This window comes from Photobacterium rosenbergii, assembly GCF_003026455.1.
Lineage (GTDB): Bacteria > Pseudomonadota > Gammaproteobacteria > Enterobacterales > Vibrionaceae > Photobacterium > Photobacterium rosenbergii.
Genome location: NZ_PYMB01000002.1, coordinates 1 through 24,203 on the forward strand (window position 1 = coordinate 1; position 24,203 = coordinate 24,203).

At 48.0% G+C, this 24,203-nt stretch carries 20 protein-coding genes; 8 read left to right on the forward strand and 12 right to left on the reverse strand.

Annotated features, from left to right (window positions below; genetic code table 11):
• Positions 1-169 precede the first annotated feature (169 nt).
• The 6 genes from speB to aat all read right to left on the reverse strand — a co-directional run bounded on the left by speB (position 170) and on the right by aat (position 5,514).
• Positions 170-1,084: an agmatinase gene (gene speB, locus C9J01_RS07045; RefSeq protein WP_107297452.1), complete on the reverse strand. Its 915-nt coding sequence runs from the start codon at positions 1,082-1,084 to the stop codon at positions 170-172.
• A 68-nt stretch (positions 1,085-1,152) separates the two neighbouring features.
• Positions 1,153-3,075: a biosynthetic arginine decarboxylase gene (gene speA / locus C9J01_RS07050; protein ID WP_107297453.1), complete on the reverse strand. Its 1,923-nt coding sequence runs from the start codon at positions 3,073-3,075 to the stop codon at positions 1,153-1,155.
• 166 nt (positions 3,076-3,241) lie between these two features.
• A complete protein-coding gene (locus tag C9J01_RS29600) occupies positions 3,242-3,418 on the reverse strand; it encodes a hypothetical protein (protein WP_158264504.1) in 177 nt (58 codons plus the stop codon).
• Between the two features lie 278 nt (positions 3,419-3,696).
• Complete coding sequence (infA, locus tag C9J01_RS07055; protein WP_005298441.1) at positions 3,697-3,915, reverse strand: translation initiation factor IF-1; 219 nt, start codon at positions 3,913-3,915, stop codon at positions 3,697-3,699.
• A 175-nt stretch (positions 3,916-4,090) separates the two neighbouring features.
• Complete coding sequence (locus tag C9J01_RS07060) at positions 4,091-4,804, reverse strand: arginyltransferase (protein ID WP_107297454.1); 714 nt, start codon at positions 4,802-4,804, stop codon at positions 4,091-4,093.
• Complete coding sequence (aat, locus tag C9J01_RS07065; RefSeq protein ID WP_107297455.1) at positions 4,801-5,514, reverse strand: leucyl/phenylalanyl-tRNA--protein transferase; 714 nt, start codon at positions 5,512-5,514, stop codon at positions 4,801-4,803. The genes C9J01_RS07060 and aat overlap by 4 nt, the downstream gene beginning before the upstream one ends.
• Positions 5,515-5,598: 84 nt before the next feature.
• Here aat and C9J01_RS07070 point away from each other — a divergent pair, with 84 nt between their 5' ends.
• Entirely contained in the window at positions 5,599-6,060 is a 462-nt protein-coding gene (locus tag C9J01_RS07070; RefSeq protein WP_107297933.1) for a glycine zipper 2TM domain-containing protein, read from the forward strand.
• A gap of 65 nt (positions 6,061-6,125) precedes the next feature.
• Here C9J01_RS07070 and pyk read toward each other — a convergent pair whose 3' ends face one another.
• Positions 6,126-7,571 carry a pyruvate kinase gene (gene pyk, locus C9J01_RS07075; protein ID WP_107297456.1) on the reverse strand — a complete coding sequence of 482 codons (1,446 nt, stop codon included), beginning with the start codon at positions 7,569-7,571 and terminating at the stop codon, positions 6,126-6,128.
• A 358-nt stretch (positions 7,572-7,929) separates the two neighbouring features.
• Positions 7,930-8,784 (reverse strand): MurR/RpiR family transcriptional regulator, encoded by an 855-nt coding sequence (locus tag C9J01_RS07080; protein WP_107297457.1) that lies wholly within the window; start codon positions 8,782-8,784, stop codon positions 7,930-7,932.
• 340 nt (positions 8,785-9,124) lie between these two features.
• On the opposite strand from C9J01_RS07080, the gene C9J01_RS07085 reads away from it, so the two are divergent.
• From C9J01_RS07085 to fabV, 4 genes are all read left to right on the forward strand, one after another.
• On the forward strand, positions 9,125-9,976 hold the full coding sequence (locus C9J01_RS07085; protein WP_107297458.1) for an SDR family oxidoreductase: 852 nt from the start codon (positions 9,125-9,127) through the stop codon (positions 9,974-9,976).
• A gap of 1,452 nt (positions 9,977-11,428) precedes the next feature.
• Positions 11,429-12,103 (forward strand): TetR family transcriptional repressor PsrA, encoded by a 675-nt coding sequence (psrA, locus tag C9J01_RS07090; protein ID WP_107297459.1) that lies wholly within the window; start codon positions 11,429-11,431, stop codon positions 12,101-12,103.
• Between the two features lie 57 nt (positions 12,104-12,160).
• A complete protein-coding gene (locus C9J01_RS07095) occupies positions 12,161-14,437 on the forward strand; it encodes an acyl-CoA dehydrogenase (protein WP_107297460.1) in 2,277 nt (758 codons plus the stop codon).
• Positions 14,438-14,636: 199 nt separating this feature from the next.
• Positions 14,637-15,839, forward strand: coding sequence for an enoyl-ACP reductase FabV (gene fabV, locus C9J01_RS07100; RefSeq protein WP_107297461.1), 1,203 nt, complete (start codon positions 14,637-14,639; stop codon positions 15,837-15,839).
• Between the two features lie 84 nt (positions 15,840-15,923).
• Here fabV and C9J01_RS07105 read toward each other — a convergent pair whose 3' ends face one another.
• The 4 genes from C9J01_RS07105 to C9J01_RS07120 form a co-directional block, all read right to left on the reverse strand.
• A complete protein-coding gene (locus tag C9J01_RS07105) occupies positions 15,924-17,267 on the reverse strand; it encodes an ATP-binding protein (protein ID WP_107297462.1) in 1,344 nt (447 codons plus the stop codon).
• The gene (locus C9J01_RS07110) at positions 17,267-17,941 is read right to left on the reverse strand and encodes a response regulator (protein WP_107297463.1); all 675 of its coding nucleotides are present in this window, start codon (positions 17,939-17,941) and stop codon (positions 17,267-17,269) included. Before C9J01_RS07110 ends, C9J01_RS07105 begins: the two co-directional genes overlap by 1 nt.
• 238 nt (positions 17,942-18,179) lie before the next feature.
• Positions 18,180-19,862: an aspartate:alanine antiporter gene (locus C9J01_RS07115; protein ID WP_107297464.1), complete on the reverse strand. Its 1,683-nt coding sequence runs from the start codon at positions 19,860-19,862 to the stop codon at positions 18,180-18,182.
• Between the two features lie 199 nt (positions 19,863-20,061).
• Positions 20,062-20,325, reverse strand: coding sequence for a GrxA family glutaredoxin (locus tag C9J01_RS07120; RefSeq protein WP_107297465.1), 264 nt, complete (start codon positions 20,323-20,325; stop codon positions 20,062-20,064).
• 283 nt (positions 20,326-20,608) lie between these two features.
• Here C9J01_RS07120 and C9J01_RS07125 point away from each other — a divergent pair, with 283 nt between their 5' ends.
• The 3 genes from C9J01_RS07125 (at position 20,609) to C9J01_RS07135 (ending at position 24,196) form a co-directional block, all read left to right on the forward strand.
• Positions 20,609-21,808 (forward strand): iron-containing alcohol dehydrogenase, encoded by a 1,200-nt coding sequence (locus C9J01_RS07125; RefSeq protein WP_107297466.1) that lies wholly within the window; start codon positions 20,609-20,611, stop codon positions 21,806-21,808.
• 106 nt (positions 21,809-21,914) lie between these two features.
• The gene (nfsA, locus tag C9J01_RS07130) at positions 21,915-22,637 is read left to right on the forward strand and encodes an oxygen-insensitive NADPH nitroreductase (RefSeq protein ID WP_107297467.1); all 723 of its coding nucleotides are present in this window, start codon (positions 21,915-21,917) and stop codon (positions 22,635-22,637) included.
• 236 nt (positions 22,638-22,873) lie between these two features.
• Positions 22,874-24,196: a hypothetical protein gene (locus C9J01_RS07135; RefSeq protein ID WP_107297468.1), complete on the forward strand. Its 1,323-nt coding sequence runs from the start codon at positions 22,874-22,876 to the stop codon at positions 24,194-24,196.
• The last annotated feature ends 7 nt before the right edge of the window (positions 24,197-24,203 follow it).

The window sequence follows — 24,203 nt, forward strand, 5'->3', positions numbered from 1 at the left end:
GAGTGTCGCAACTATATCAATGGCTATTACAATGTAGTCAGAAGGCATGGGACTAATGGTGGATTGAGTCCCATGATGTACGAACTGAGAAATTAACCCCCGTGTCTACTTTACGGGGGTCATATCACTGCAGTTCCCAGTTCCCAGTTCCCAGTTCCCAGTTCCCGCTCTACTTCTGACTCGCGTACAAATGCAACAAATCCGTAGCAATAGTCGCGGCAGCCAAAGCGGTCATATCAGCATGATCATAAGCCGGGGCGACTTCGACTACATCCATACCCACCAGGTTGATACCTTGTAAGCCCCGGATGATCTTCAGCGCCTTGTCCGATGTTAGCCCGCCACAGACAGGGGTGCCGGTTCCCGGTGCAAACGCCGGATCCAAACAATCAATGTCGAAGGTCAGGTAAACTGGCATATCACCGACGGTATGCTTAATCTTCTCGACAATTTGTTCCACCGACCAGTCGTTGGCTGTTCCTGCATCCAGCACACTAAAGCCGAGTTTGTTGTCGTAGTCAGTACGGATCCCGATCTGAATTGAGTGCTCTGGGTCAATCAAGCCTTCGTTTGGGGCATGGTAGAACATAGTACCGTGGTCAAACTGGCTACCCATATCATAGGTATCGGTATGGGCATCGAAATGGATCAGTGCCATCTTGCCGAATTTCTTCGCATGGGCACGTAGCAGCGGCAGGGTGACAAAGTGGTCACCACCGAATGTCAGCAAGGTTTTGCCAACTTCAAGCAGTGACGTCGCGTGGTTTTCCAAGCGTTCGCACATTTGCCCAGCATCACCGCTGTCAAAAACCAAATCACCGCAATCGGCAATGGTTAGCTTGTCTTTGAGCGCAAATGACCAAGGCCAGCGTTTGCCTTCCCAAGCTAGGTGGGTTGATACTTGGCGGATTGCGTTCGGACCCATACGGCTGCCTGAGCGACCTGTTGTCGCCATATCGAACGGGACGCCGGTGATGATGACATCAGCGTTGGTGGAATGCGGGGCAAACTCTAACGGCCGGCGCAAGAAACCAAAGGCATTTGCCGTTAGCGAATAATCTGGATGAGTTGCAAGGGTTGCCATAAATGGGTCCTGTTAAAGGGCCACCAGTAAGTTGGTGGCCTCATTGTGTTAGTTTGTGTCGTTATGTATTAACGCTGGCTCTGGACATCTTCCAGGTAGGTATAACCATTTAGCCCTTCTTCAAGCTCGCTCAAGATTGCGCTGTGCTCGTGTTCAGGCAGGTGTTGTTTGACCATCTGCTCGTACTGGGCCAAGAAGTTGGCAGAATCAAGACGAACGCTGCGTAGGACGTCTTTGACGCTGTCGCCATGGTCTACACGCTCGATCTCATAGCCGCCTTCCGGCAAGGCACGAACAATCGCAGTATCAGTATCACCAAACAAGTTGTGCAAATCCCCCAAGATTTCTTGGTAGGCACCCACAAGGAAGAACCCCATGCGGTAAGGTGATTCATCACTCCAGGCAGGAACAGCCAATGTACTTTCTATTCCTTGGCCTTCAACATATTGCTCAATGGCACCGTCTGAATCGCAGGTGATGTCTAAGATCACAGCACGACGCTCTGGTTCCTTGTCGAGGTTGCTCAGCGGCAGAATTGGGAAAATCTGGTCGATTCCCCATGCGTCAGGCAATGACTGGAACAGCGAAAAGTTGACAAAGAACTTGTCAGCAAGGCGCTCGTGTAGTTCATCCAGAAGCGGGCGATGGGCCCGGTTCTTCTCTGACAACATTTTCTCAAGCTCATAACAGAGCCTGAGGCTGATTTGCTCGGCCCAGGCGCGTTCTGTAAAGCTCAGCATACCCATAGCAAATTGAGTATGTACTTCAGCCAGATCGCTCTGGTTGTCATGGTAAATCTCAATGAGCGAGCGAGAGTCGGTCAGTGTCATTAGTTCCTGCCACGAATGCCACATGTTATGCAGGATCTGCGGGGCAGTTGCCTCTGGTGGAGTGACAGACTCTTGTTTATACCTTTCTACACCGATGACGTCAGTGATCAGCACTGCATGGTGAGCGGTCAGGTTACGACCAGACTCCGAAATAATTCTTGGCATCGGGATATCGTATTCTTTACAGATATCACCCAAGGTGTAGACCACATTGTTGGCATACTCGCGCAGGCTGTAGTTCATTGAACAACTACTCTGGCTGCGGGTGCCTTCGTAGTCGATAGCCAAGCCACCGCCGACATCGACAGTCGTGATCCCTGCGCCCAGTTTCTTCAATTCGGCATACACCCGGCCAGCTTCACCGACACCATTGCGCACATCGCGGATATTGGCGATCTGCGAGCCAAGGTGGAAGTGGAGCAACTGCAGGCAGTCGAGCATATCGTTGTCACGTAATTGTTCGACAACAGACAGCACTTGGGATGCAGAAAGGCCAAACTTTGACTTCTCACCACCGCTAGCTTGCCATTTCCCCTTACCTTGTGATGACAGGCGAGCACGTAAGCCCAGGCGTGGACGTACACCTAGCTCGATGGCTTCCTGCATGACGGTCTTAAGTTCGGAAAGCTTTTCCAGCACGATGTAAACATCGTGGCCAAGCTTTTCACCGATCAGGGCTAGACGGATATACTCTTTGTCTTTATAGCCGTTACAGACAATCACAGAGCTCGCTTGCTGCGCCATTGCCAGCACAGCCATCAACTCTGGCTTGCTTCCGGCTTCTAAGCCCAATTGGCGTTGTTGTTTGGCATATTGGCTAGCCAAGATCTCGCTGACGACAGCCTCTTGCTGGTTTACCTTGATAGGGTAAACCGCTAGATATTCACCTTGGTACTGGTAGTGGTAAATAGCTTGGTTAAAGACTGTACACAAGGTATCGACCCGGTGATGGAGAATATCGGGAAAACGAACCAAAACCGGTAAAGATGCACCTTTGGCAATTAACTGATCCGCCAACAGTGACAGGGCTATGGTATTAAGCGGGTTCAGGCTGTCCGGCCTTGCCACGACTTCACCTTGTGGGTTGATATCAAAGTAGCCTTGTCCCCAATATGGGATGTTGTAAACGTCACGCGCATTTTTAGTCGTCCAATCACTCATTACATTTTCCTCGGATAGTGATTGGGTACTGACAGTCAATCGGCAGCTGTGGCAAGGCCCAGTCGCAAGACTGTAAGTACCAGGTTAGTTAATACTCATCAGGTAGATGTGCGGAGCGATGGGAATGCAATATGCCCCGCCAACATCCTAGGTGAACCAAATAGGGTTAGACGCTGCCAGCGAGCGTTCGTTGGGCCCGTCTTTGCGACATTCGTTTTTTACGGCGCTCAAGGTGAGGCGACGTGTTTAGCGGTCGGTCTTTCGGGTGGATAGTGGCTGCGATGTCGCACATGTGCAATAGGTTAAGTTCTACTTGCATATCATGCATTGCGATAGGTTTCATTGTCATTCCTAAACGGCCGTGCTGCAGACAGATTTCACGGTATGACAGAACAAGGTGAGGGCGTGTCCCTCGTATACACCTCGCTCGCTTTGTGCCTTTGGGTGCAGGGGGATTAAACAACCGAACGGGGGGTGTGGCAAATAAAATAATTTTGCGGTGATGATGAGGGATTTTTATCGAAAAGGTGGCAGTAGAACGCATAAGGTTTGATGGGGTTAGAAAAAATAAAACCCGGCGAGAGGCCGGGTTTTATTTGTATTCTGTAATCTTGTATAAGATTAACGGGCGCGGAAGACGATGCGGCCTTTGGTTAGGTCGTATGGAGTCAGTTCCACAGTTACCTTGTCACCAGTAAGAATACGGATGTAGTTTTTACGCATTTTGCCAGAAATGTGAGCGGTAACAACGTGACCGTTCTCAAGCTCTACGCGGAACATAGTGTTAGGTAGTGTGTCTAGCACAGTACCTTGCATTTCAATTACGTCTTCTTTTGCCATTGAATCCTCTTAGGCTACCAGCCATTCATCTGATCGGGCTGGATAATGCCTTGAAACTGTTTGAGTGTAAAGTTTAGGCCGCAATTTTACATCTGCGAATGTGCTTTGTCAGCTACTCTGATGCATTAATACGTATTTTATCGTATTTCCCTCAGACAGCGGTGAAAAATGCAGCTTAGTTTTCATCAAAATGTTGCCATCCATGCGCTGTCAGCCTCTCGTAGGGCTTGAAGCGAGTCTTGTAGTTCATCGCTTTGCACTGGTCAATTTGGTAGCCGGGATAGAGCCATCGCCGTCCTGAGCGTTGGCAATATTGGATTTGGTAGAGCACACAGAGCGTACCGAGCGAGAGCGAGCTGTCCGGGTCAAAGAAGCTATATACCGCGCTCATGGCATCATCGAAAACATCGGTAATGGCAATGGCGATAAGTACGTCTTCCTCATAGACATGGAGGAACAGGGTATCCATCCAGGGGGCGGTACAAAACTCGAAGAACTGGGCCTTGTTCGGTGGATACATACTGCCATCAGAATGGCGCTGGGTGATGTACCGCTCATATAGCGGGTACCAATCTGGGTCCAGATCTGTTTTGAACTCCCAACGTAGCTTGGCTATCTGGTTGAGTTGGCGTTTCTGGCTCTTTGATGGGCGAAAAGCAGGGCAGTCAACCCGTAGCGGAACACATGCCTGGCATTGCTGACACATGGGCTTGTAGACGGCACTGCCACTGCGACGGTAACCTGAGGCCAGTAGCACGCTATAGCCAGCCGGTGATAACCAGTGGTGGTCCATCACAACGCCAAGTTGCTCGTCTTGCCCAGGGAGATAGCTGCACGACGATTCCGGGGTCAAACCAATGCGTAAAGGAAGTTTGTTTAAACTGCTCATGATGTTGGGAACGTTAACTCCTGAGTCTGGTAGCACGCATCACTCAGTATGGCATCTCTTTGCAGTTGCAGGAAATGTGTGAACAGATCCCGTTCCATTTCTGCAGCGCCCAAAGAGGCAAGGTGGTCATTCATGATTTGGCAATCAATCAGTTGGCCGCCATGAGCGCTGAAGTGTTCACAAAATAGCCAGAGGGCAATTTTAGAGGCATTGTCAGCTAGCGAGAACATCGACTCGCCGCAGAACACACCGCCCACGCTGATCCCATATAGCCCGCCTACCAGTTTACCGTGCTGCCAGACCTCTACCGAATGACAGTAGCCAAGGTCATGCAGGTGCTGATAGGCTTGGATCATTTCAGGGGTGATCCACGTTTCTTCCGCTTTCCGGGTGCTGGCGCAAAGCTCAATAATATTGTGGCAAGCCTGGTTCAATGTGACTTGGTAGCCAGATTTTCGGTAGAATTTCCGTAAGCTTTTGCTTGGTTGGAATTGATCTGGCAGGAATACGGCCCGAGGGGCAGGGCTCCACCACAGCAAGGGTTCACCTTCGGAAAACCAGGGGAATATTCCCTGCCGGTAGGCACTGACCAGGCGTTCTGGTCGCAGATCACCCCCGAAGGCAAGCAGGCCGTTGGGATCTGCGAGTGCGGTTTCAGGGGCTGGGAAGTCAGTATTGACCGGATCAAGTTCCGGAAGATAAATTGCCATAATTACACTAAATGTAGCTTAATTTACTTGGGAATAAAGCATTTGCCCAAGTGCACAGGTTGCCGGGAAAGAGGATTATACATGATGAGAAAATGGTTAGTGTTATTGTTAATTTTACCTATGGCACTTTCTGCGGCACCGTACAATAGAAATCAGGCGAGAACGGTGAACCAAGTGGTGTTTGGGGCAGTCGATAGTGTCCGTTATATCACCCACCAAGAAGTCATAGAGTCGCAGAGGAATGGCTGGGAAACCTTGCTGGGAGGTGTGATCGGCGGTTTGATTGGTAACCAGTTTGGTGATGGAACTGGCCGTGAGGTTGCTACAGCAGTAGGAGCGGTTGCCGGTGCGGGCATTGCACATAATCGCCAGCCAACTCAACAGATTGTTCAATACCGATTAGTGGAGCTACTCATCAAGGCGGAGGATGGCACCTTGATTGATGTGATTCAAGATGTCGATTCCACCATGCTGTTCCAGCAACAAGACAAGGTCAGGATACTTTATTTTGATAATGGGGTGAGAGTCGATAAGACCTATCCATAAAAGAGGCAGGTATTAAAAAAGCGTGATGGTGTTAACCATCACGCTTTTTTCATTCAGGCTATAGATTACTCTACAGTTAGGATACGCATGTTGTTGGTGCTACCAACGGTATCCATCACGTCACCTTGGGTAACGATCACTAGGTCGCCTGTAGTTAGGAAACCTTTTTCTTTCAGATTTTCCACTGCGTGCTTAGCCGCTTCTAGGCCAGCATCGCTATCACGGTCGAAGTAAACCGGTGTTACACCACGGAATAGTGCTGCGCGGTTTAGTGTGTTTTCGTTACGTGACATAGCGAAAATTGGTTTGCCTGAAGAGATACGAGACATCATCAGTGGCGTACGGCCAGATTCTGTCATAGAGATCATTGCCTTAACGCCTTCCATGTGGTTTGCTGCATACATGGTCGACATGGCAATTGTTTCTTCCGCAGACTCGAAAGTACGTGCTAGGCGGTGGTTAGAAACGTTGATGCTTGGCTCTTTTTCCGCACCCATACAAACGTTAGCCATCGCTGTTACTGTCTCAACAGGGTAGCTACCGGCTGCTGTTTCAGCAGAAAGCATTACTGCATCCGTACCATCAAGAACGGCGTTAGCAACGTCCATGACTTCTGCGCGGGTAGGCATTGGGCTTGTGATCATAGTTTCCATCATCTGGGTTGCTGTGATCACAGTACGGTTAAGGCTACGAGCACGGCGGATCAGTTTCTTCTGAACGCCCACTAGCTCTGGGTCACCGATTTCAACACCAAGGTCACCACGGGCAACCATTACTGCATCAGAAGCCATGATGATGTCATCCATCGCTTCAGTTGTCGCTACAGCTTCAGCGCGCTCAACTTTAGCGACTAGCTTAGCTTCAAGACCTGCTTCCATCGCTAGGCGGCGAGCGTATTTCATGTCTTCGCCGTTACGTGGGAATGATACTGCTAGGTAATCAACGCCCATTTGTGCAGCGGTGATGATGTCAGCTTTGTCTTTGTCTGTTAGTGCTTCAGCAGAAAGGCCACCACCTTTCTTGTTGATGCCTTTGTTGTTTGATAGTGGACCGCCGACGGTAACTTCAGTGTGAACTTTGTTGCCTTCAACTGAAGTGACTTTTAGCTGAACGCGGCCATCGTCAAGAAGCAGGATGTCGCCTGTCTCAACGTCTTTAGGTAGCTCTTTGTAGTCAAGACCAACAGCTTGCTGATCGCCTTCACCTTTTGCTAGGTCGCTGTCTAGGGTGAACTTGTCGCCGATCGCCAATTGAATCTTGCCGTCTTTGAAAGTTGACACACGGATTTTCGGGCCTTGGAGATCGCCTAGGATAGCAACGTGCTTACCTAGTTTAGCGGCGATTTCACGTACAGTTTTAGTGCGTTGGATGTGATCCTCTGGGCTGCCGTGTGAGAAGTTCATTCGCACAACATTCGCACCCGCAGCGATAATCTTTTCTAGATTGTTATCGCGGTCGGTTGCAGGACCCAAAGTAGTAACGATTTTAGTACGTCTTAGCCTTTCAGACATCGGAAACTCCATCTGTATCATTGGTTACCAATGAAACGATTGCTTGTAGAAATCTGCTTCATTGAATTGCGTGAAATTTTACTACATATAAAGGTAGAAAGAAGCTGTTCTTTATCAACAAACTGTAAGAAAAAAACATATTGTCGGACTAGTTGTGGGTGTTTTTTCATCATACAGTGGAAAAATTGCAGATTTTTAATGGGCAACACTGCTCATACTGGCGGGTGTTTGCTTTGTTGGGTGGAGTAATTGTAGTTGATGGGTATGGCTTCAGAGCGACGAATCGGCAGGAGAAAAAAGAAAGGCACCGCCGAAGCGATGCCTTATCAGTCAAGTTTGATGCGATAGTTACAGAAGGTTAAATGATGCCTTCTTTCGTGAAACGAGAATCTTTCAGTGATTCTTTGACACGCTTTAGGTTTTCGCGAAATCCTGCGCCACGGCGGAGTGTGAAGCCTGTCGCCAGCACATCGATGACAGTCATCTGTACGACTCTGCTCGCCATTGGCATGTAGACATCGGTATCTTCAGGCACATCCAAGCAGATAGAGATAGAACACTCACGGTCAAGCGGAGAATCCTTGGCGGTAATGCCGATGACAGTGGCACCGTTTTCGCGGGCCATGCGGGCTACCTCAACCAAACTCTTGGTACGGCCAGTGTGGGAGATCATCACCACAACATCGCCGTCGCTGCAATTAATCACACTCATGCGCTGCATCACAATGTCATCAAAGCAGACAATTGGGATATTGAAGCGGAAGAATTTATTTTGGGCATCGTGAGCGACAGATGCCGATGCGCCTAGGCCAAAGAAAGAGATCTTCTTGGCCTGCGTTAATAGGTCAACAGAACGGTTAACCTGCATTGGATCTAGGCTGTTCTTCGCTACGTCCAAGCATGCCATGGTAGATTCAAAGATTTTAGAGGTGTAAGCATCTGGACCGTCATCTTCTTCGACGTTGCGGTTCACATACGGCGTACCATTGGCTAGGCTCTGGGCAAGGTGCAGTTTAAAATCTGGAAAGCCTTTGGTATCCAGACGACGACAGAAGCGGTTAACTGTAGGCTCACTGACATCCGCCATCTTAGCCAACGTTGCAATGCTCGAGTGAATGGCTGTTTGTGGTGATGCTAGGATAACTTCAGCTACTTTACGCTCTGACTTACTGAAGTTATCAAGATTCTTTTGAATTTTCTCTAGGGTATTCATGGCGGTTACCGCTCGTTACTGAATTTCGTTACTGGCTTACTCGTCGTAGAAAATGCTTTAAGCCGTTTTGATGAAACTATACTACTTTTCATGGATCTGCTCCTAGTAAATCCATGAATATCGCTTTCTCTTTTTATTATAGTTTGACAAAGATCGAGTTTTTTCTTTCAGAACTGAAAAGATTTTTAATCAAAATTACGGTTTGAAGGGCTGATATCGTGTTTTTCTGTAGCTAATTTTCAGTGTGCGGGAATTAATTTACAGGTTGAAATAAATCAAGTTGAAGTTTTGAGCAGCTATTTGAAAATGACTTTCAGGTGTTTGGTAACAGGGGAAAGGGATGAAGAAGGGACAAATTAACAAGGTCAGTATATGTGGTTGTGGCTGGCTTGGGCTACCTTTGGCCGAGCATCTAGCTCAACTAGGGATTGAAACATGGGGCAGCAAGCAAGCGCCAGAGCAAGCGGATAAGTTGGTAGAACAAGGTATTCATGGTGTGGCTCTTTCGCTTCCACAAACCTTAGCTCACCCGGAGACGCTTACACCGCAGATAACGCAGTTCTTTGATACCGACTTGCTTGTCATTAATGTCCCTCCCGGCCGGCATGAAGGGGCAGCGGACGAATTGGTTGCCAAAGTAAAACTACTTTCAGCGACGACTAAGCAGTTTGGTTGCGGTAGAATCGTCTTTATTAGCACGACAGCAGTCTATGGGGACTGTAGTGGTGTAGTTGATGAGTCAACAGTGCCCCGCCCCAATACTCCGTCAGGTAAAGCGCATTATGAGTTAGAGCAGTACCTGCTTGATGAGTGGGGAAGTGAGGCTGTGGTTTTGCGCTTATCTGGCCTCATTGGTCCTAATCGGCATCCGGTACGCTTCTTGTCGGGACGTCAGGGGATTGAAAATGGCAAAGACAAGGTCAACCTTATCCATCAACAAGACTGCATAGCCGCTATTGTGCAATTGGTTCATGGTTGGCCTCGTGAGCGGGTTTTGCATTTAGCATCGCCTGATCACCCGAGCAGGGAAGTTTATTATCGGCAAATGGCTAAGATGGCGGGTTTGCCGCTGCCAGAGTTCGTCGATTCCGTTGAGCGGAACAGCAAAGTGATTGATGCATCGAAAACGCTCGGTTGGCTGTCGTTAACACTACGCCGTGACCAACTACTGAAACTTGCACCAGAGTTGTGAATGCTACTAATCCATGGTATTGGATGGGTGAATCCTTATCAACTCAAGTTGGTAGCTTGAAGGTAAGCATATGTAGGAAATGTAAAAAAAAGCCCACTGAAATTCAGTGGGCGAAAGCTCTATATACACAATTAGGAGTTTAGCAGCAGTGGCATCACTGACTAAAGAAGGGCAGGACGTTCCTATTTCGCCATTAAGTGCTGAAATTCGCTTTTGAACCGCGTCTTTAATCATGAAACATGTAATATATGACTGACGTGTTTTCGATGAGTTCAAAAAAAAATAAAAATAATTTCTGATGACAAAAAAAAGCCCACTGAAACTCAGTGGGCAAAAGCTCTATATACACAATTAGGAGTTTAGCAGCAGTGGCATCACAAATTAAAGAAGGTCAGGACATTCCTATTTTGTCGTTAAGCAATTGATAATTAGCTTATGAACCGCATCTTTAATCATGAATCATGTAATATATGACTGACGTGTTTTCGATTAGTTCAAAAAAATTGAAAATAATTTCTGATGCTAAAAAAAAGCCCACTGAAATTCAGTGGGCGAAAGCTCTATATACACAATTAGGAGTTTAGCAGCAGTGGCATCATAAATTAAAGAAGCGTATCAAGTAGATGATTTATCTAAGTTCCGCGCCTTTAATGTGAATGTCACTATATATGACTAGCCCTAATTGAAATGGTTCAAAAAATTTCTCTTTTTTTATAAACCTGTGGAAAATGGCTACGGGCTACGGGCTACGGGCTACGGGCTACGGGCTACGGGCTACGGGCTACGGGCTATAGAGTGTCTGTTGAGTCGTCGTTCGGTTGGAACCCGCCAGTTGTTGGATAAAAAAAAGCCCACTTCAACTGAGTGGGCAACGCTCTATATACAATTAGGAGTTTAGCAGCAGTGGCATTGTTAGATTAAAGAGTAAATGCAATTTGCGGCCAGCAATTTGTGAAAGTCTTTAATCTGAATGTCACTATATAGGACTAGGTATTTTTCAGTTGGTTCATTAATTTTTTAAAAAATTGCCTGATTTACTTTTAACCCTATGATTTTAAATCATGAAGTAGGCGTGAGCCGTGAAAAAGTGGCACGTATAATAAAGAAAACCCATCTCCATTAGTGGGGACGGGTTTCGAAGAATGTCTTCTAAGAAAAAGCAGTGGCACTAGTTATGACCCGTAGATGTGGACTTTGTTCCAATTTTTTTTCACTTTCTCAGATTTTTTTTATTTGCTTTGTTCTCAACGCTTTTTCATGAGACGGGCTTAAGACAATTTTTATGGCTGCGGCAGGCGAACTCGCCGCCATGGAAAAGATTGATCACCTTCACGACTTTTGGATTAAACCGCGAAATTATCAATGTGTTACAACATGGTGTATATTTGCGACTTGTTAAAAATGTTTCTTAGATGTAAAGTTTAAACAAGTGTTTAATACGGGTGAATGAATATGGCTGGAAAGGGAGAAACCAAGGCACGTATCCTGGATGCTGCCGAGCTACTCTTTGCCGAACACGGCTTCAAAGACACGTCACTGCGAACCATCACCAGCAAAGCTGGGGTGAATCTGGCGTCCGTCAATTATCACTATGGCGATAAGAAAACCTTAGTCCGGGCGGTTCTTGGTCGCTACCTCGAGGCATTTATGCCTGCCTTGCAATCAGAGCTGGAAGTTCTGCTAACGCGTGACGATTTTTCAATGGAAGATGTTTTCCGTTGTATCAAAGATCCATTGCTATCACTGAATGAGTATCGAGCCAGTGGAGCGACCGTGTTTATGTCGCTAATTGGCAGGGGATACACCGATGTCCAGGGCCATTTGCGTTGGTTCATCATGACCCGCTACGAGCAGGTACTGACACTATTTACTACGGCGGTATGCCGCGCCAACCCCTCTTTAGACCCTGAAACCTTATTCTGGCGCTTGCATTTCACCCTCGGTGCATCGGTTTTCACCATGGCCTCATCTACCGCGCTGTGTGAGATTGCCGAAAATGATTTTTCCCGTCAGGTTAAACCAGAAGATTTGATCGAGCGTATGGTGCCATATCTGGCAGCAGGCGTTGCTGCACCCATAGAACAATCGCTTTCGCTTATTAGCGAACAGCCAACAGGAACAAGATAGAAGTATGTAATACCCAATAAAACCAAAAACGATAAAAGTGACAAAAGGACCTGAAACATGAGTACGTTAACCAAGCTAAGAAAACGCTATCTCAGTGATCCCGCATTCAAAATGTTCAAGAAAGTGTTGCCACCACTTTCCGACACAGAACGAGAGGCCATGGAGGCCGGTAGTGTCTGGTGGGATGGGGAGTTGTTTGGCGGAAATCCGAATTGGAACACTCTACTGACCTATCCGCAGCCTAAGTTGAGTGACGAGGAGCAGGCGTTCATCGACAACAAGCTTGAGCCGCTGTTGGATATGCTGAACGACTATCAGATTGTCCAGGAAGATAAGGATCTGCCACCAGAAGTGTGGGAGTATCTGCGCAAAGAGAAATTCTTCTCGCTGATTATCGGTAAAGAATACGGTGGTTTGGACTTTTCCGCCCATGCCAACTCCACCATCGTAACCCGTATTGCCACTAAGAGCCTGAGTGCTGCCGTATCGGTTATGGTGCCAAACTCGTTGGGCCCAGGTGAGCTATTGACCCATTATGGTACCCAGGAGCAGAAAGATTACTGGCTACCTCGCTTAGCCCATGGTGAAGACATTCCATGTTTCGCGTTGACAGGTCCTGAAGCAGGCTCAGATGCCGGCGGGATCCCGGATCAGGGCGTAGTGTGTTATGACGAATACCAAGGTGAAGAGGTACTGGGTATCCGTGTTAGCTGGAACAAGCGTTACATCACTTTGGCACCAGTGGCTACCGTGCTTGGCTTGGCATTCAAACTGCAAGATCCTGACGGCTTGATTGGTGACAAGAAAGAGCTAGGCATTACCTGTGCGTTGATCCCGGCGGATCACCCAGGTGTCGAAATCGGTGAGCGCCATGACCCACTCAACCTTGCATTCATGAATGGCCCGACCCGTGGTAAAGATGTCTTTATCCCGATGGATTGGGTCATTGGCGGACAGGATTATGTCGGTCGTGGTTGGCGAATGCTGGTGGAGTGTTTATCAGCTGGCCGTGGTATTTCACTGCCGGCACTCGGTACAGCGGTAGGTCACCTTACTGCAAGGACAACAGGTGCCTATGCCTATGTGCGTAAGCAGTTTGGGATGTCGATTGGTAACTTCGAAGGTGTTGCGCAGGCGATGGGGCGTATTGGTGGTTTCACCTATATGTTAGAAGCATCCCGGACCCTGACGACGACATCCCTCGATATGGATGAAACACCGGGAATCGTTACGGCGATTGCCAAGTACCACATGACAGAAATGGCCCGTACTATCCTCAATGACGCTATGGACGTCCACGCAGGCCGTGCAATCCAACTTGGGCCTATGAACTACATCGGCCACCACTACTTTGGTATGCCGGTTGCCATTACGGTAGAAGGGGCCAACATTCTGACCCGAAACCTGATGATCTTCGGCCAGGGGGCAACCCGATGCCATCCATACGTTTTGAGCGAGATGGAAGCGGCAGCCAACCCGGATAGCAGGGAAGGGGCCAAGGATTTCGATAAATTGTTGGCTAGCCATATTAGCTTTGCGGTAGGTAATGTAAGCAAATCACTACTCAACGCCTTCAGTGGTTCGCGCTTCAATAGCTCACCGGTCAGCGGTGAAACAGCGAAATACTATAAGCAGTTGTCACGTATGAGCCGGGCGCTGGCCGTCGCTGCTGATTTTGCCATGTTGAGCTTGGGTGGGGAGTTGAAGCGACGCGAGATGGTATCAGCACGCTTGGGTGATGTGTTGAGTCACCTGTACCTGGCGTCTGCAGTGCTTAAGCGTTATGAAGACGAAGGCCGACAGCAACAAGATCTGCCATTTGTCCATTATGGCTTGCAGCACTGCTTGCACCAGTGTGGCGTTGCATTTGACGAAGTACTAGCGAACTTCCCGCGTAAGGGTATTGGCCGTCTGCTGCGCACCTTGCTGTTCCCACTGGGTATTCACTATGCGGCACCAAAAGATGACGTGTCAGTGCAGATTGCCAAGCTATTAATGCGTCCTGGCAAGCAGCGTGACCGCCTGACTCATCTTTGCTATGTCGGCAAGCATGAGGACGACCCGGTAGGTCTGATGGAACGTGCCTTTGTGGCCATGTACGAGGTAAAAGATCTTGAGCGTAAGATTGCCAAGGCCGTCAAAGCTGGTGAGATCCCGCGCAAGGTTCCGTTAACAGAGAAGTTACAAATTGCTCTTGATGCGGGCATCGTCACAGAAGCCGAAGTGAAAAAGATGCAGAATGCTGAGCAACTCAGGCAGAGAGCGATTCAGGTCGACCATTTCTCTGCTGCACATTTCAAAAAAGGCAGCTTGCAACCGGGAAAAGCCGCCTAGGGCTTATAGCCTTTGAACAATAAACCTGGTGTCTCCCATGTGCCACGCAATCGCGTGGCACTTTTTTTGTTCTATTTCTGTGATTTTCCGCGCGGAACACCTCCAACCACTGCTCAATTTAGCGTTTTCGCTCATAAATTTAATGCGATTTTGTCATTTACCTTTTATCCTACTGTCAATTGTGTAAGGGAAGTTGAAAATGATCATCAAACCTAGAATTCGTGGATTTATTTGTACAACGACTCACCCAGTGGGTTGTGAGGAAAACGTCAAAGAGCAGATTGCATACACCAAGGCACAGGGCCCAATTGCCAATGCCCCTAAGCGTGTACTAGTGGTTGGTTCATCAAGCGGCTACGGTCTGTCTTCGCGTATTGCTGCTGCATTCGGTGGCGGTGCTGCAACTATTGGTGTGTTCTTCGAAAAGCCGGGTACTGAAAAGAAACCGGGTACAGCTGGCTGGTACAACTCTGCTGCATTCGACAAGTTTGCCAAAGAAGAAGGCCTGTATTCCAAGAGCTTGAATGGTGATGCGTTCTCTCACGAAGCAAAACAGAAAGTGATTGACCTGATCAAAGAAGATCTGGGTCAGATTGATATGGTGGTTTACTCACTGGCATCTCCAGTCCGTAAAATGCCGGATACAGGCGAAGTGATTCGCTCTACGCTTAAGCCGATGGGCGAAACCTACACGGCAACGGCTGTTGATACCAACAAAGATGTACTGATTGAAGCGAGCATTGAACCTGCGACTGAGCAGGAAGTGGCTGATACAGTTACCGTTATGGGGGGGCAGGATTGGGAACTGTGGATCAATGCCCTGTCTGAAGCTGGTGTGCTGGCTGATGGCTGTAAGACTGTTGCCTACAGCTACATCGGTACTGAAATCACTTGGCCAATTTACTGGCACGGTGCTCTGGGCCAGGCGAAAATGGATCTGGACCGCGCAGCTACCGAGCTGAACGACAAACTGTCTGCGACGGGCGGTTCTGCTAACGTTGCTGTACTGAAAAGTGTTGTGACCCAGGCGAGCTCGGCGATCCCTGTTATGCCTCTTTACATCGCGATGGTCTTTAAGAAGATGCGTGAAGAAGGTGTACACGAAGGTTGTATGGAGCAGATCCACCGTATGTTCACCCAGCGCTTGTTCAAAGAAGATGGCAGCGCACCTGAAGTAGATGGTGAAAACCGTCTGCGTTTGGATGACTGGGAACTGCGTGAAGACATCCAGAAACACTGTCGTGACCTGTGGCCAACCGTAACCAACGAGAACCTATTTGACGTTGCTGATTACCAGCAGTACAAAGATGAGTTCTTGAAGCTGTTTGGCTTTGGCATCGAAGCGGTTGATTACGACGCCGATGTGAACCCAGCCATTGAGTTTGATGTTCAAGACATTTAATGTTGGTTTGAACAGCAAGTAATAAAAAACCGCCAGAACTGGCGGTTTTTTTGTGCTTATGTTTTCAATTGCTTGGGCTGGGTATCAATCCTTTGGCAACTCAATCACAAAGGCAGCGCCTTCAATCGATGCAGTTTTGACATGGATGGTCCCTTTATAGCTCATCACGATCTCATGGCAGACTGATAGGCCAATCCCTTGTCCAGGGTTCAGCTGATCCGCACGCACTCCGCGCTGGAAAATCGCTTCGCGCATTTCTTCAGGTACACCGGGTCCGTCATCTTCAATAATGATGATGTAACGGTCTGGTTTTTCCTGAACAATGACTCTCACCTCAGCAATACAGAAGCGGTAGGCATTTTCCAGCAGGTTACCCAGCAACTCCATCAAATCGCTGCGGTTGACCGGTAGCGTTAACTTGTCGTTAAAGAAGCAGCGTAAAGCGACATCCTTTTCGGTATAGACCTTACTGAGCAAGCGGCTGAAACTGTCAGTCAACGGTTTTAACTCGGTTTTGTCCTTCTGCAGACCTTGCTGGCCTATCATGGCACGCTTTAGCTGGTATTGGACAAGTTCATCCATCTGGCTGATTTGCTCCATCACCCGCTGGTTCAGCTCGAAACGGGGGATCTCCTTGTCATCAAGCAAAGCATTGGTCGCCGCCAAGCGGGTTTTTAGGCTATGTGCCAAATCATCCATGGCATGGCGGTATCGGCCTTTTTGCGCATTACTGATCTCAATCAGGCGGTTGAGAGCCAAGGTCACATCCTGCAATTCCATCGGAAAATCGTCATCCAGCTTGTCACGCTTGGAATCTGTCATTTGATCCAGCTGCGATGCCATTTTACGCAGCGGCTGGAAGCTCCAGTGGAATGCGGCAATCAAGAAGGCAATCGCAATAAGCACAAACAGCCCGAGATAAAAAGTGGTGCGCTTGTGCAACTGGCCTAGGGAAGAGACATAGGAGTCACCTGAACGAAGGACAACTAACTGGTAGATGTTGCCTCCCTCGCGCTCCTGACTCATGTTGTAGGCGATGTAACTGTCGCCCTGATGGGTCTCAACGAGAGTAGGAACTGGTATGTTATCGGGTAGCTCGCTGCAGATATCACCAATATTGGCTTCTTTCGCTTCTTCTGATAGCCAAATAGTGTGATCGGTTTTATCACAGACAACGGACATATAGTCAGTATCCGAAGGATCGACCGAATCTATCCATTTATCGACATCTTTGATCAGGCCCGCGCGGTTAAGCTGGGCAACGACCATCGGCATCTGGGCAACCAGTTCAGACGAGTAGGCCGCCATGTAACTTTGGCTATACAGTTGGTTGATCACCCCGGCAAGGGCTGAGGTGATCAATACAATAATCGCGACCGAAGTGACAAGGACCCGGCGACGAAGCCTTGGTTGAATAATCCTCTTCATTACTGTGCTTGAAGTTCGAAAATATAACCTTGGCCACGGATAGTCGAAATTGGATTTTCCTGGCCGTTATTGGTGAACTTCTTACGCAGGCGGCTGATCATCACTTCAATAGTATTCGGATCACCTTCCTGATCTTCATAAAGCACATCTAGCAGGCGCTGTTTTGATACTACCTGGCGGCTGTGGCGCATTAGGTATTCCAATAGGTCGTATTCAAATGCAGTCAGCTCAAGTAGGTTTTCTTGGATGAAAACTTGTTTAGCAAGGAGATCGACACGAATGTCACCGGCGGTCATTTCAGGCTTCACAAAGCCTGCGCTGCGGCGGACCAGTGCACTGAGTCGAGCGACCATTTCTTCTTTTTGGAAAGGTTTGACGAGATAGTCATCGGCACCGGCTTCAAGCCCGGTCACTTTATCTTGCCAGTTAGAGCGGGCAGTCAAAATAAGAATGGGTAAGCGTAGGCCTTTCTCACGCATATCTTTGATTAGGCTAATACCATCACGATCGGGCAGGCCGATATCAACGATAGCCACATCATTTGGGTAATCTTGAGCAAAAAATAAGCCTTCTTCAGCGGTTCCGGCACACTGAACTTGGTGACCCATCTCACTCAGCTGAGATTTCAAGTGGTGGCTTAGAATCGGGTCGTCTTCAACAATAAGGATACGCATAGTTTTGATTACCAATAGTTTTTCTATCTATTCAATCAATATACTGAATAGAGAGTGAAGTGGCGAATATTTCCTAGCAATTTGTGGTGCTAATCAGGGATATAGGATGAGTTTTTACTCTCTATAGCTTAGATTAAAAGGACTGAATCTGTGCTGACTCGACTGAAGCATGCTGAGCAAAAAAATGCCCCCTGCAGTTTCTGCAGAGGGCACGTTGTTCGTGAAAGGGGGTCTGTTATCAGCTTAAGATAACATAGAGGGTACCGGCTATCGTCAACAAGACGTTGGCGATGGCATAGGTGCCGGCGTAACCCAGAGCAGGAATGGTACTGCGGGCATGCTCATTGATCATATCCATCGCTGGCGCACAGGTACGTGCACCGATAATAGCACCGAACAATAAAGCACGGTTCATCTTGAGTATGTAGGCACCGAATAGGTAAGCTAGCACGACAGGGATGACGCTTACCATCAAACTTGCCGAGAATACCGCTAAGCCAACTTGTGACAGGGAGTCGAACAGGTTCGAACCAGCACTCAGGCCGATACCCACCATAAAGACCATCAAGCCGAGATCTTTGGTCATGTTCAGCGCCCCTTGCGGTACATAGCCGAAGGTTGGGTGGTTGGCTCGTAGGAAGCCAAGCGTAATTCCCGCAACCAATAGGCCGGCAGCACTACCAAGGCCAAACGCGATCTGGCCGAAGGTCATAGTGATGGTGCCCACAAGCAAACCAATGATGAAGAAGCAGCAGAATGCCAGCAAGTCGGCAATCTGGCTGTGTACCGAGATGAAACCAATGCGCTCGGCAAGTCCCATGACACGGCTTTTTTCACCACTGACCTGGAGAATATCCCCCTTACTCAGCAGGATATTGTGATCCATCGGCATTTCAATCTGCGCGCGGACAACGCGGTTGAGGAAACAACCATATTCCGACAGGTTTAGCTCGGACAAGCGTTTGCCCGCGATACTGTCATTCTTTACAACGATCTCTTCTTCAACGATACGCAAATCGAGTAGGTCACGGTCGAATACTTCTTTACCGTTACGGAAACTCGGATCAAGGCGGGCATGGCTATCAGGGTAACCCACCAGTGCGATTTCATCGCCTTCCTGCAAAATCGCGTCACCATCTGGGTTAGCCAGAATACCGTTACGGCGGATACGTTCTATATAGCAGCCTGTTTGGCGGTAGATCCCCAGCTCACGTAGGTTGCGTCCGTCAATCCAGTTGATGAGTTCAGGGCCAACCCGGTAAGCACGGATGATCGGCAGGTATACCTTACGCTGGGCGCTTTCACCGATACCGCGTTCACGGGCAATTTGCTGTGATGATTCTGCCAGGTTCTGCTTCTGTAATTTGGGCATCAGTTTTGCCAGTACAATGACACTGACCAAACCAATCAAGTAGGACATAGCGTAGCCAACACTGATGCTGTCTATGATCTGCTGGATGCTGTCAGGATCGGAAATACTGGATAAGCCGCTTGCCAAGGCATCTTTAGCCCCTACCAGAACAGGAGTTGCCGTTAAAGAGCCGGCCATCAAACCGGTACTTAAACCCAAACCAAGCCCCAAATAGTTGCTCATGGTCACCGTGATGAATATCGCAGATAGAATAACGACCAGCGCCAGCATCAAGTAATGTTTACCGTCACGGAAAAAGATACCAAAGAAGTTGGGACCCGCTTCGATTCCGACACAGAAGATAAACAGCATAAAGCCGATGTTCAGTGCCTCGGCGTCAAAGGTAAAACCGGCGTTACCAAAAAGGAGGGCAGTAATCAGAACCCCGATAGAGTTCCCCAGTTGCATATTCGCAATGCGAATCTTTCCGGCCGAAAGGCCAACAGCAAGTACCACAAAGAGCAACAGAATATCATTCTGATGTAAGAGTGCGGCGACATCGATATTCACAACAGTTTTTTTCCGAGAAGAGTGACCAGCGACAAAGTGGTGAAATTCTAGCTGATTTTATGTTCTCGGCATACCGAAAATGATCACCATTAACAGAAAATTTTCGAATTAATTTGCTGGCAATTAAAGCAATAGATAATAAAAAAGGCTGATATTTCAGCCTTTTTAAGAAAATGTTACTAAACCTGTTGCCTAGTGCTTACTGGAACAGGCCTAGATTTTCTTTTGCGTATGCTTCGAAGTCGGTGTAACCGCCAACGTGCTCTTGATCAACGAAGATCTGTGGCACAGTTTCAACTGGCTTGCCTACTGTTTTTTCTAGATCAGCTTTGCTGATGCCTTCCGCGTGGATATCTACATAGCGGTAGTTAAAATCTTCGCGTTCTTCTTTTAGTTTGTCAGCAAGATCCTTTGCGCGGACACAGAATGGGCAACCCGGACGGCCAAAAATAACAACGAACATAACGACTCTCCTTAAATTTAATAGAGTTACTATATCGTGACTGGCGGTGATGAGAAAGAGGGATTTATCTCTTGCAGCGATAGACAAAACCGATTGAAGGGAAATGACGCAAAATAACAGGTATCAGGGTGACACTTTAAGCAAGGAAATGAAGTGTGACACCTCGCAGAGTATCGCGACGATACTGATATTCAATGGAAAAAAATTGCTCAGAATCAAAAACAGGAATGAGTAACGGGGCACACTCGATAATAATTAATCAAAAATACGGAATGGAGTGCCTATGTTTCAGTTTATGACGGCCACTCGAATTATTTTCGGGGAAGGCGCACTGAATAACTCGCTGTCAACACTCAATCAGTTTGGCTATAGCGTATTGTTGGTAACGGGGCGAGACAGTGCCCGGGCCGAACCATTAATCAGCTATTTCAAGCAACAAGGAATGCGCTATCAGCAAGTGGCTGTTCACGGTGAGCCATTGATAGCCATGGTGGAAGAGATGGCTGCTATGGGACGGAAATTTCGACCGGATATGGTGCTGGCCATTGGGGGCGGCAGTGTACTTGATACAGGCAAGGCTTTGGCTGCGCTGATCCCTAACCAAGGCAGTGTGTACGATTATGTTGAAGTTGTGGGGCGTAATGTTCCCCTGCAAGCCAAACCCATTCCGTTTATCGCAGTACCTACGACAGCGGGAACGGGGGCTGAAGTCAGTAAAAGTGCGGTTCTTCGTTCGGCGCAGGAAAATGTCAAAGTGGGCCTCCGAAGCCCAGATATGCTGCCTGATTTAGCGATTGTTGATCCGACTCTCACCTATGGCATGGATCCGATAATGTCAGGTTGTTGTGGGATGGATGCCTTTACCCACTTGATGGAATCCTATGTTTGTGGCGAACCCAACCCGTTAACCGATATGGTGTGTGAGGAAGGCCTGAGGCGCCTGTCTGGAGCAATTCTCGCAGCCTGTGAGGATGATGATCCTAGGGCCCGATCTGATATGGCTTTTGCCGCCATGCTCGGAGGTATGGCGTTGGCCAATGCCAAATTGGGGGCTGCCCATGGTCTGGCCTCATCACTTGGCGGTAGGCTTCATGCACCCCATGGCTTGATCACGGCCCAGTTAGCCCCTTACGTCATGCAGGAAAATGTCCTGGCTGCACGTGAAGCGGGGAGGGCGGACGTGCTCAATAGATACCGTCAGCTAGCATGTATTTTGACCGGTCGAATGAATGCCGAAATTGTCGATGGCATAGATTGGACTAAACGGACGTTGAAGCGACTGAATTTGCCTTCTGTTACTGAGTATGGATTTTGTGATGTGTTGTTTGACGAAGTGGCGGAAGATGCATTGCTATCAAATTCAATCAAAGGTAATCCGTTGCCCCTGAATAAAGACCGCCTGATGAGTATCCTTAACCAAATTTGCCAATGCAAAGTTAAAGATTCAAGATCACAAGACGATCTTTACAGTCAGGAAAATTAGTATTCGATCCCGGTTATTCCTTGTAACCATATAACAGTGGGGTGAAATAGGGGGGCTATGCTAGAGTGAATGACTCACCGTGAGGCTCACTGTTATAGGGATATGTATGAACCAGACGATCGAAACTATTTTACAGCACCGTTCTATCCGAAAATTTACGGACCAACCGATTGGCGATAGTCAGCGTCATACCATTTTAGATTGCGCAATAGCAGCATCTTCCTCGAGCTTCATTCAGTGTGTCAGCATCATTCGAGTTACCGATCCTGATATGAGAGTGCTGCTGGCTGAATATGCTGGTGGTCAGGAATATGTGGCCAGCGCTGCTGAGTTCTTTGTTTTCTGCGCCGATTACAACCGCCACCAACAAATCTACCCGGAAGCTAAACTGGGCTTTACCGAACAAACCCTTATTGGTGCGGTAGATGCCGCACTTATGGCACAAAATGGATTGCTTGCCGCTGAGTCCCTTGGGTTGGGGGGGGTGTACATTGGTGGGTTGAGAAATAATCCAGACAAAGTTGCGACATTACTGTCTTTGCCTCAGCATGTGTTACCGCTCTTTGGTCTTTGCCTAGGCCACCCAGCACAGTCTCCAGAGGTGAAGCCACGGCTACCACGTTCTATTGTGGTGCATGAAAACAGTTATTCCTCGTTGGATATGGATAAGCTTGCCAGTTACGACCAACACGTAAGGCTATATTACCAAAGCCGTACCGGTGGAAATAAAGATATGTCCTGGAGTGAACAAATCTCAGGCACGCTAAATAAAGAAGCTCGTCCGTTTATGAAGCAGTTTATTGAAGGAAGGGGATTTAGCCTGAAATAAAATGCGACGACATGATAGTTTTCACTTAACGTTATTTGGTAGATAAACGTTTTTGCCTAAATTGATGGGAAAAAACGCGAAAAAGTTGACCTTATGTCAAATTTCAATCAAAACCTGCCGAAAGTCATTGATGAACTTTTTATAAAACATTGAGTCAGATAGAATAGTATCGATAGAAAAGACAATAATAACCAGCCTGGCACATTCAGGCTGGAAAAGAACCGGAACACGAATCTATGAAGTATGTTGGGAAAGTAGCCAGCATGGTGTTGCTTGCTGCTTTGCTCGCTGGCTGCTCCAGCACGCCAGACAATGACAGCAGTTTACCATCGGAAGTAAATGTAGAAGGCGTACTTCAGTCTGCCACTAAAGTGCATCGTCACTGGCGCAATACTCTTGTCGACGCAGAAGATTTGAAGCTATATGCGCCGGAAAGATATGCCACCATGATGGAAAGTTGGCAACGAGCCGATAATCTGTTCAAAGATATCCAGTCTTCTCCTGAACTTGCCAACCAGAGCTATTCGTTATTTTCGTCAGTGACCTACCTGGATCGCTTTTATGGTGATATTGAGGTGGTAGAAAATAACCATACTGAATTAGCCGCTCTAAAGAAGATAGCCAACAAGGTACTTGAGCCTGCAATGGTCCAACTGGCTTATCTTAATTCAATTGATGCCAATGCCCATTACCGCAGTGAGTTTGTTAGGCTTAATCGGTTTTACGGCAACCTTTTTGCGTTTGTCGCTCGCGGCGACCTAAACCGTGCCCGAGAAGAACAGACTGAATTTCTCTCCCGAGCGAAGAGCCTGGAAGTCAGGGTCATCAAACGTATTTATATTACCCCACAAGAAGAAGCCTTACGCCAGTTGCGCCGCGAGGATGTGCGTTACTACGCACCGCTCAGTTACGCGAAGGTAGAAGAGGAAATCAAAGCGGGTAAAGATCTAATCGATAAAGATCCGCGTGCCTTTGATGCCATTAATCAAGTTGTCTCAGCCATTGAATTTGAGCTTGCCCATGCGGCCCACATTGCTGAGGAAGTCAAATACCTTCGTGATCGTAACCGTGATGAATATGAAAGCTATATTCTTGTCATGGAAGGGAAGCTGCTGGGTATCTCGAAAGCGCTGAATGATTCGGATCTACGTGACCGCCCGCTCGCTGAGCAAGCCAAACGTCTAAGTGTGCAAGCTGCTGAGACGCGTGAGCAGTATGAAATAGCCAGCCGTAATCAACAGCCTAACCAGCAACAGACCCAGCTAGAAACCTTAAAAGGGTTGATTCAGGCTCAAAACCAACAGATTGCGATACTTCAAGCTCAGTTATCAGCGGTCGCTCCACCGGTTCCATCCCCAGCGAAGATTTCAGCACAAGATAACTCTGACTTGGCAGAGTCACGACAGACTGATGAAAGCGAACTAGTGACTCACGGCAAGGTTGCTGCTGGTAACCCTGCTGGTGCAGAGGAACAAGCGTCTGAAATTGAGGGGTTAGAAAACAATAATAGTGCTGTCGCCACGAGTAGCAATATAGAGGGTGATGAGCTGGAGATTTAATACTGTC

Excerpts from the sequence above, each read along its gene's own strand:
- speB (WP_107297452.1), bottom strand. The coding sequence starts at position 1,084 with ATGGCAACCCTTGCAACTCATCCAGATTATTCGCTAACGGCAAATGCC.
- speA (WP_107297453.1), bottom strand. The coding sequence starts at position 3,075 with ATGAGTGATTGGACGACTAAAAATGCGCGTGACGTTTACAACATCCCA.
- C9J01_RS29600 (WP_158264504.1), bottom strand. The coding sequence starts at position 3,418 with ATGAAACCTATCGCAATGCATGATATGCAAGTAGAACTTAACCTATTG.
- infA (WP_005298441.1), bottom strand. The coding sequence starts at position 3,915 with ATGGCAAAAGAAGACGTAATTGAAATGCAAGGTACTGTGCTAGACACA.
- C9J01_RS07060 (WP_107297454.1), bottom strand. The coding sequence starts at position 4,804 with ATGAGCAGTTTAAACAAACTTCCTTTACGCATTGGTTTGACCCCGGAA.
- aat (WP_107297455.1), bottom strand. The coding sequence starts at position 5,514 with ATGGCAATTTATCTTCCGGAACTTGATCCGGTCAATACTGACTTCCCA.
- C9J01_RS07070 (WP_107297933.1), top strand. The coding sequence starts at position 5,599 with ATGAGAAAATGGTTAGTGTTATTGTTAATTTTACCTATGGCACTTTCT.
- pyk (WP_107297456.1), bottom strand. The coding sequence starts at position 7,571 with ATGTCTGAAAGGCTAAGACGTACTAAAATCGTTACTACTTTGGGTCCT.
- C9J01_RS07080 (WP_107297457.1), bottom strand. The coding sequence starts at position 8,784 with ATGAATACCCTAGAGAAAATTCAAAAGAATCTTGATAACTTCAGTAAG.
- C9J01_RS07085 (WP_107297458.1), top strand. The coding sequence starts at position 9,125 with ATGAAGAAGGGACAAATTAACAAGGTCAGTATATGTGGTTGTGGCTGG.
- psrA (WP_107297459.1), top strand. The coding sequence starts at position 11,429 with ATGGCTGGAAAGGGAGAAACCAAGGCACGTATCCTGGATGCTGCCGAG.
- C9J01_RS07095 (WP_107297460.1), top strand. The coding sequence starts at position 12,161 with ATGAGTACGTTAACCAAGCTAAGAAAACGCTATCTCAGTGATCCCGCA.
- fabV (WP_107297461.1), top strand. The coding sequence starts at position 14,637 with ATGATCATCAAACCTAGAATTCGTGGATTTATTTGTACAACGACTCAC.
- C9J01_RS07105 (WP_107297462.1), bottom strand. The coding sequence starts at position 17,267 with ATGAAGAGGATTATTCAACCAAGGCTTCGTCGCCGGGTCCTTGTCACT.
- C9J01_RS07110 (WP_107297463.1), bottom strand. The coding sequence starts at position 17,941 with ATGCGTATCCTTATTGTTGAAGACGACCCGATTCTAAGCCACCACTTG.
- C9J01_RS07120 (WP_107297465.1), bottom strand. The coding sequence starts at position 20,325 with ATGTTCGTTGTTATTTTTGGCCGTCCGGGTTGCCCATTCTGTGTCCGC.
- C9J01_RS07125 (WP_107297466.1), top strand. The coding sequence starts at position 20,609 with ATGTTTCAGTTTATGACGGCCACTCGAATTATTTTCGGGGAAGGCGCA.
- nfsA (WP_107297467.1), top strand. The coding sequence starts at position 21,915 with ATGAACCAGACGATCGAAACTATTTTACAGCACCGTTCTATCCGAAAA.
- C9J01_RS07135 (WP_107297468.1), top strand. The coding sequence starts at position 22,874 with ATGAAGTATGTTGGGAAAGTAGCCAGCATGGTGTTGCTTGCTGCTTTG.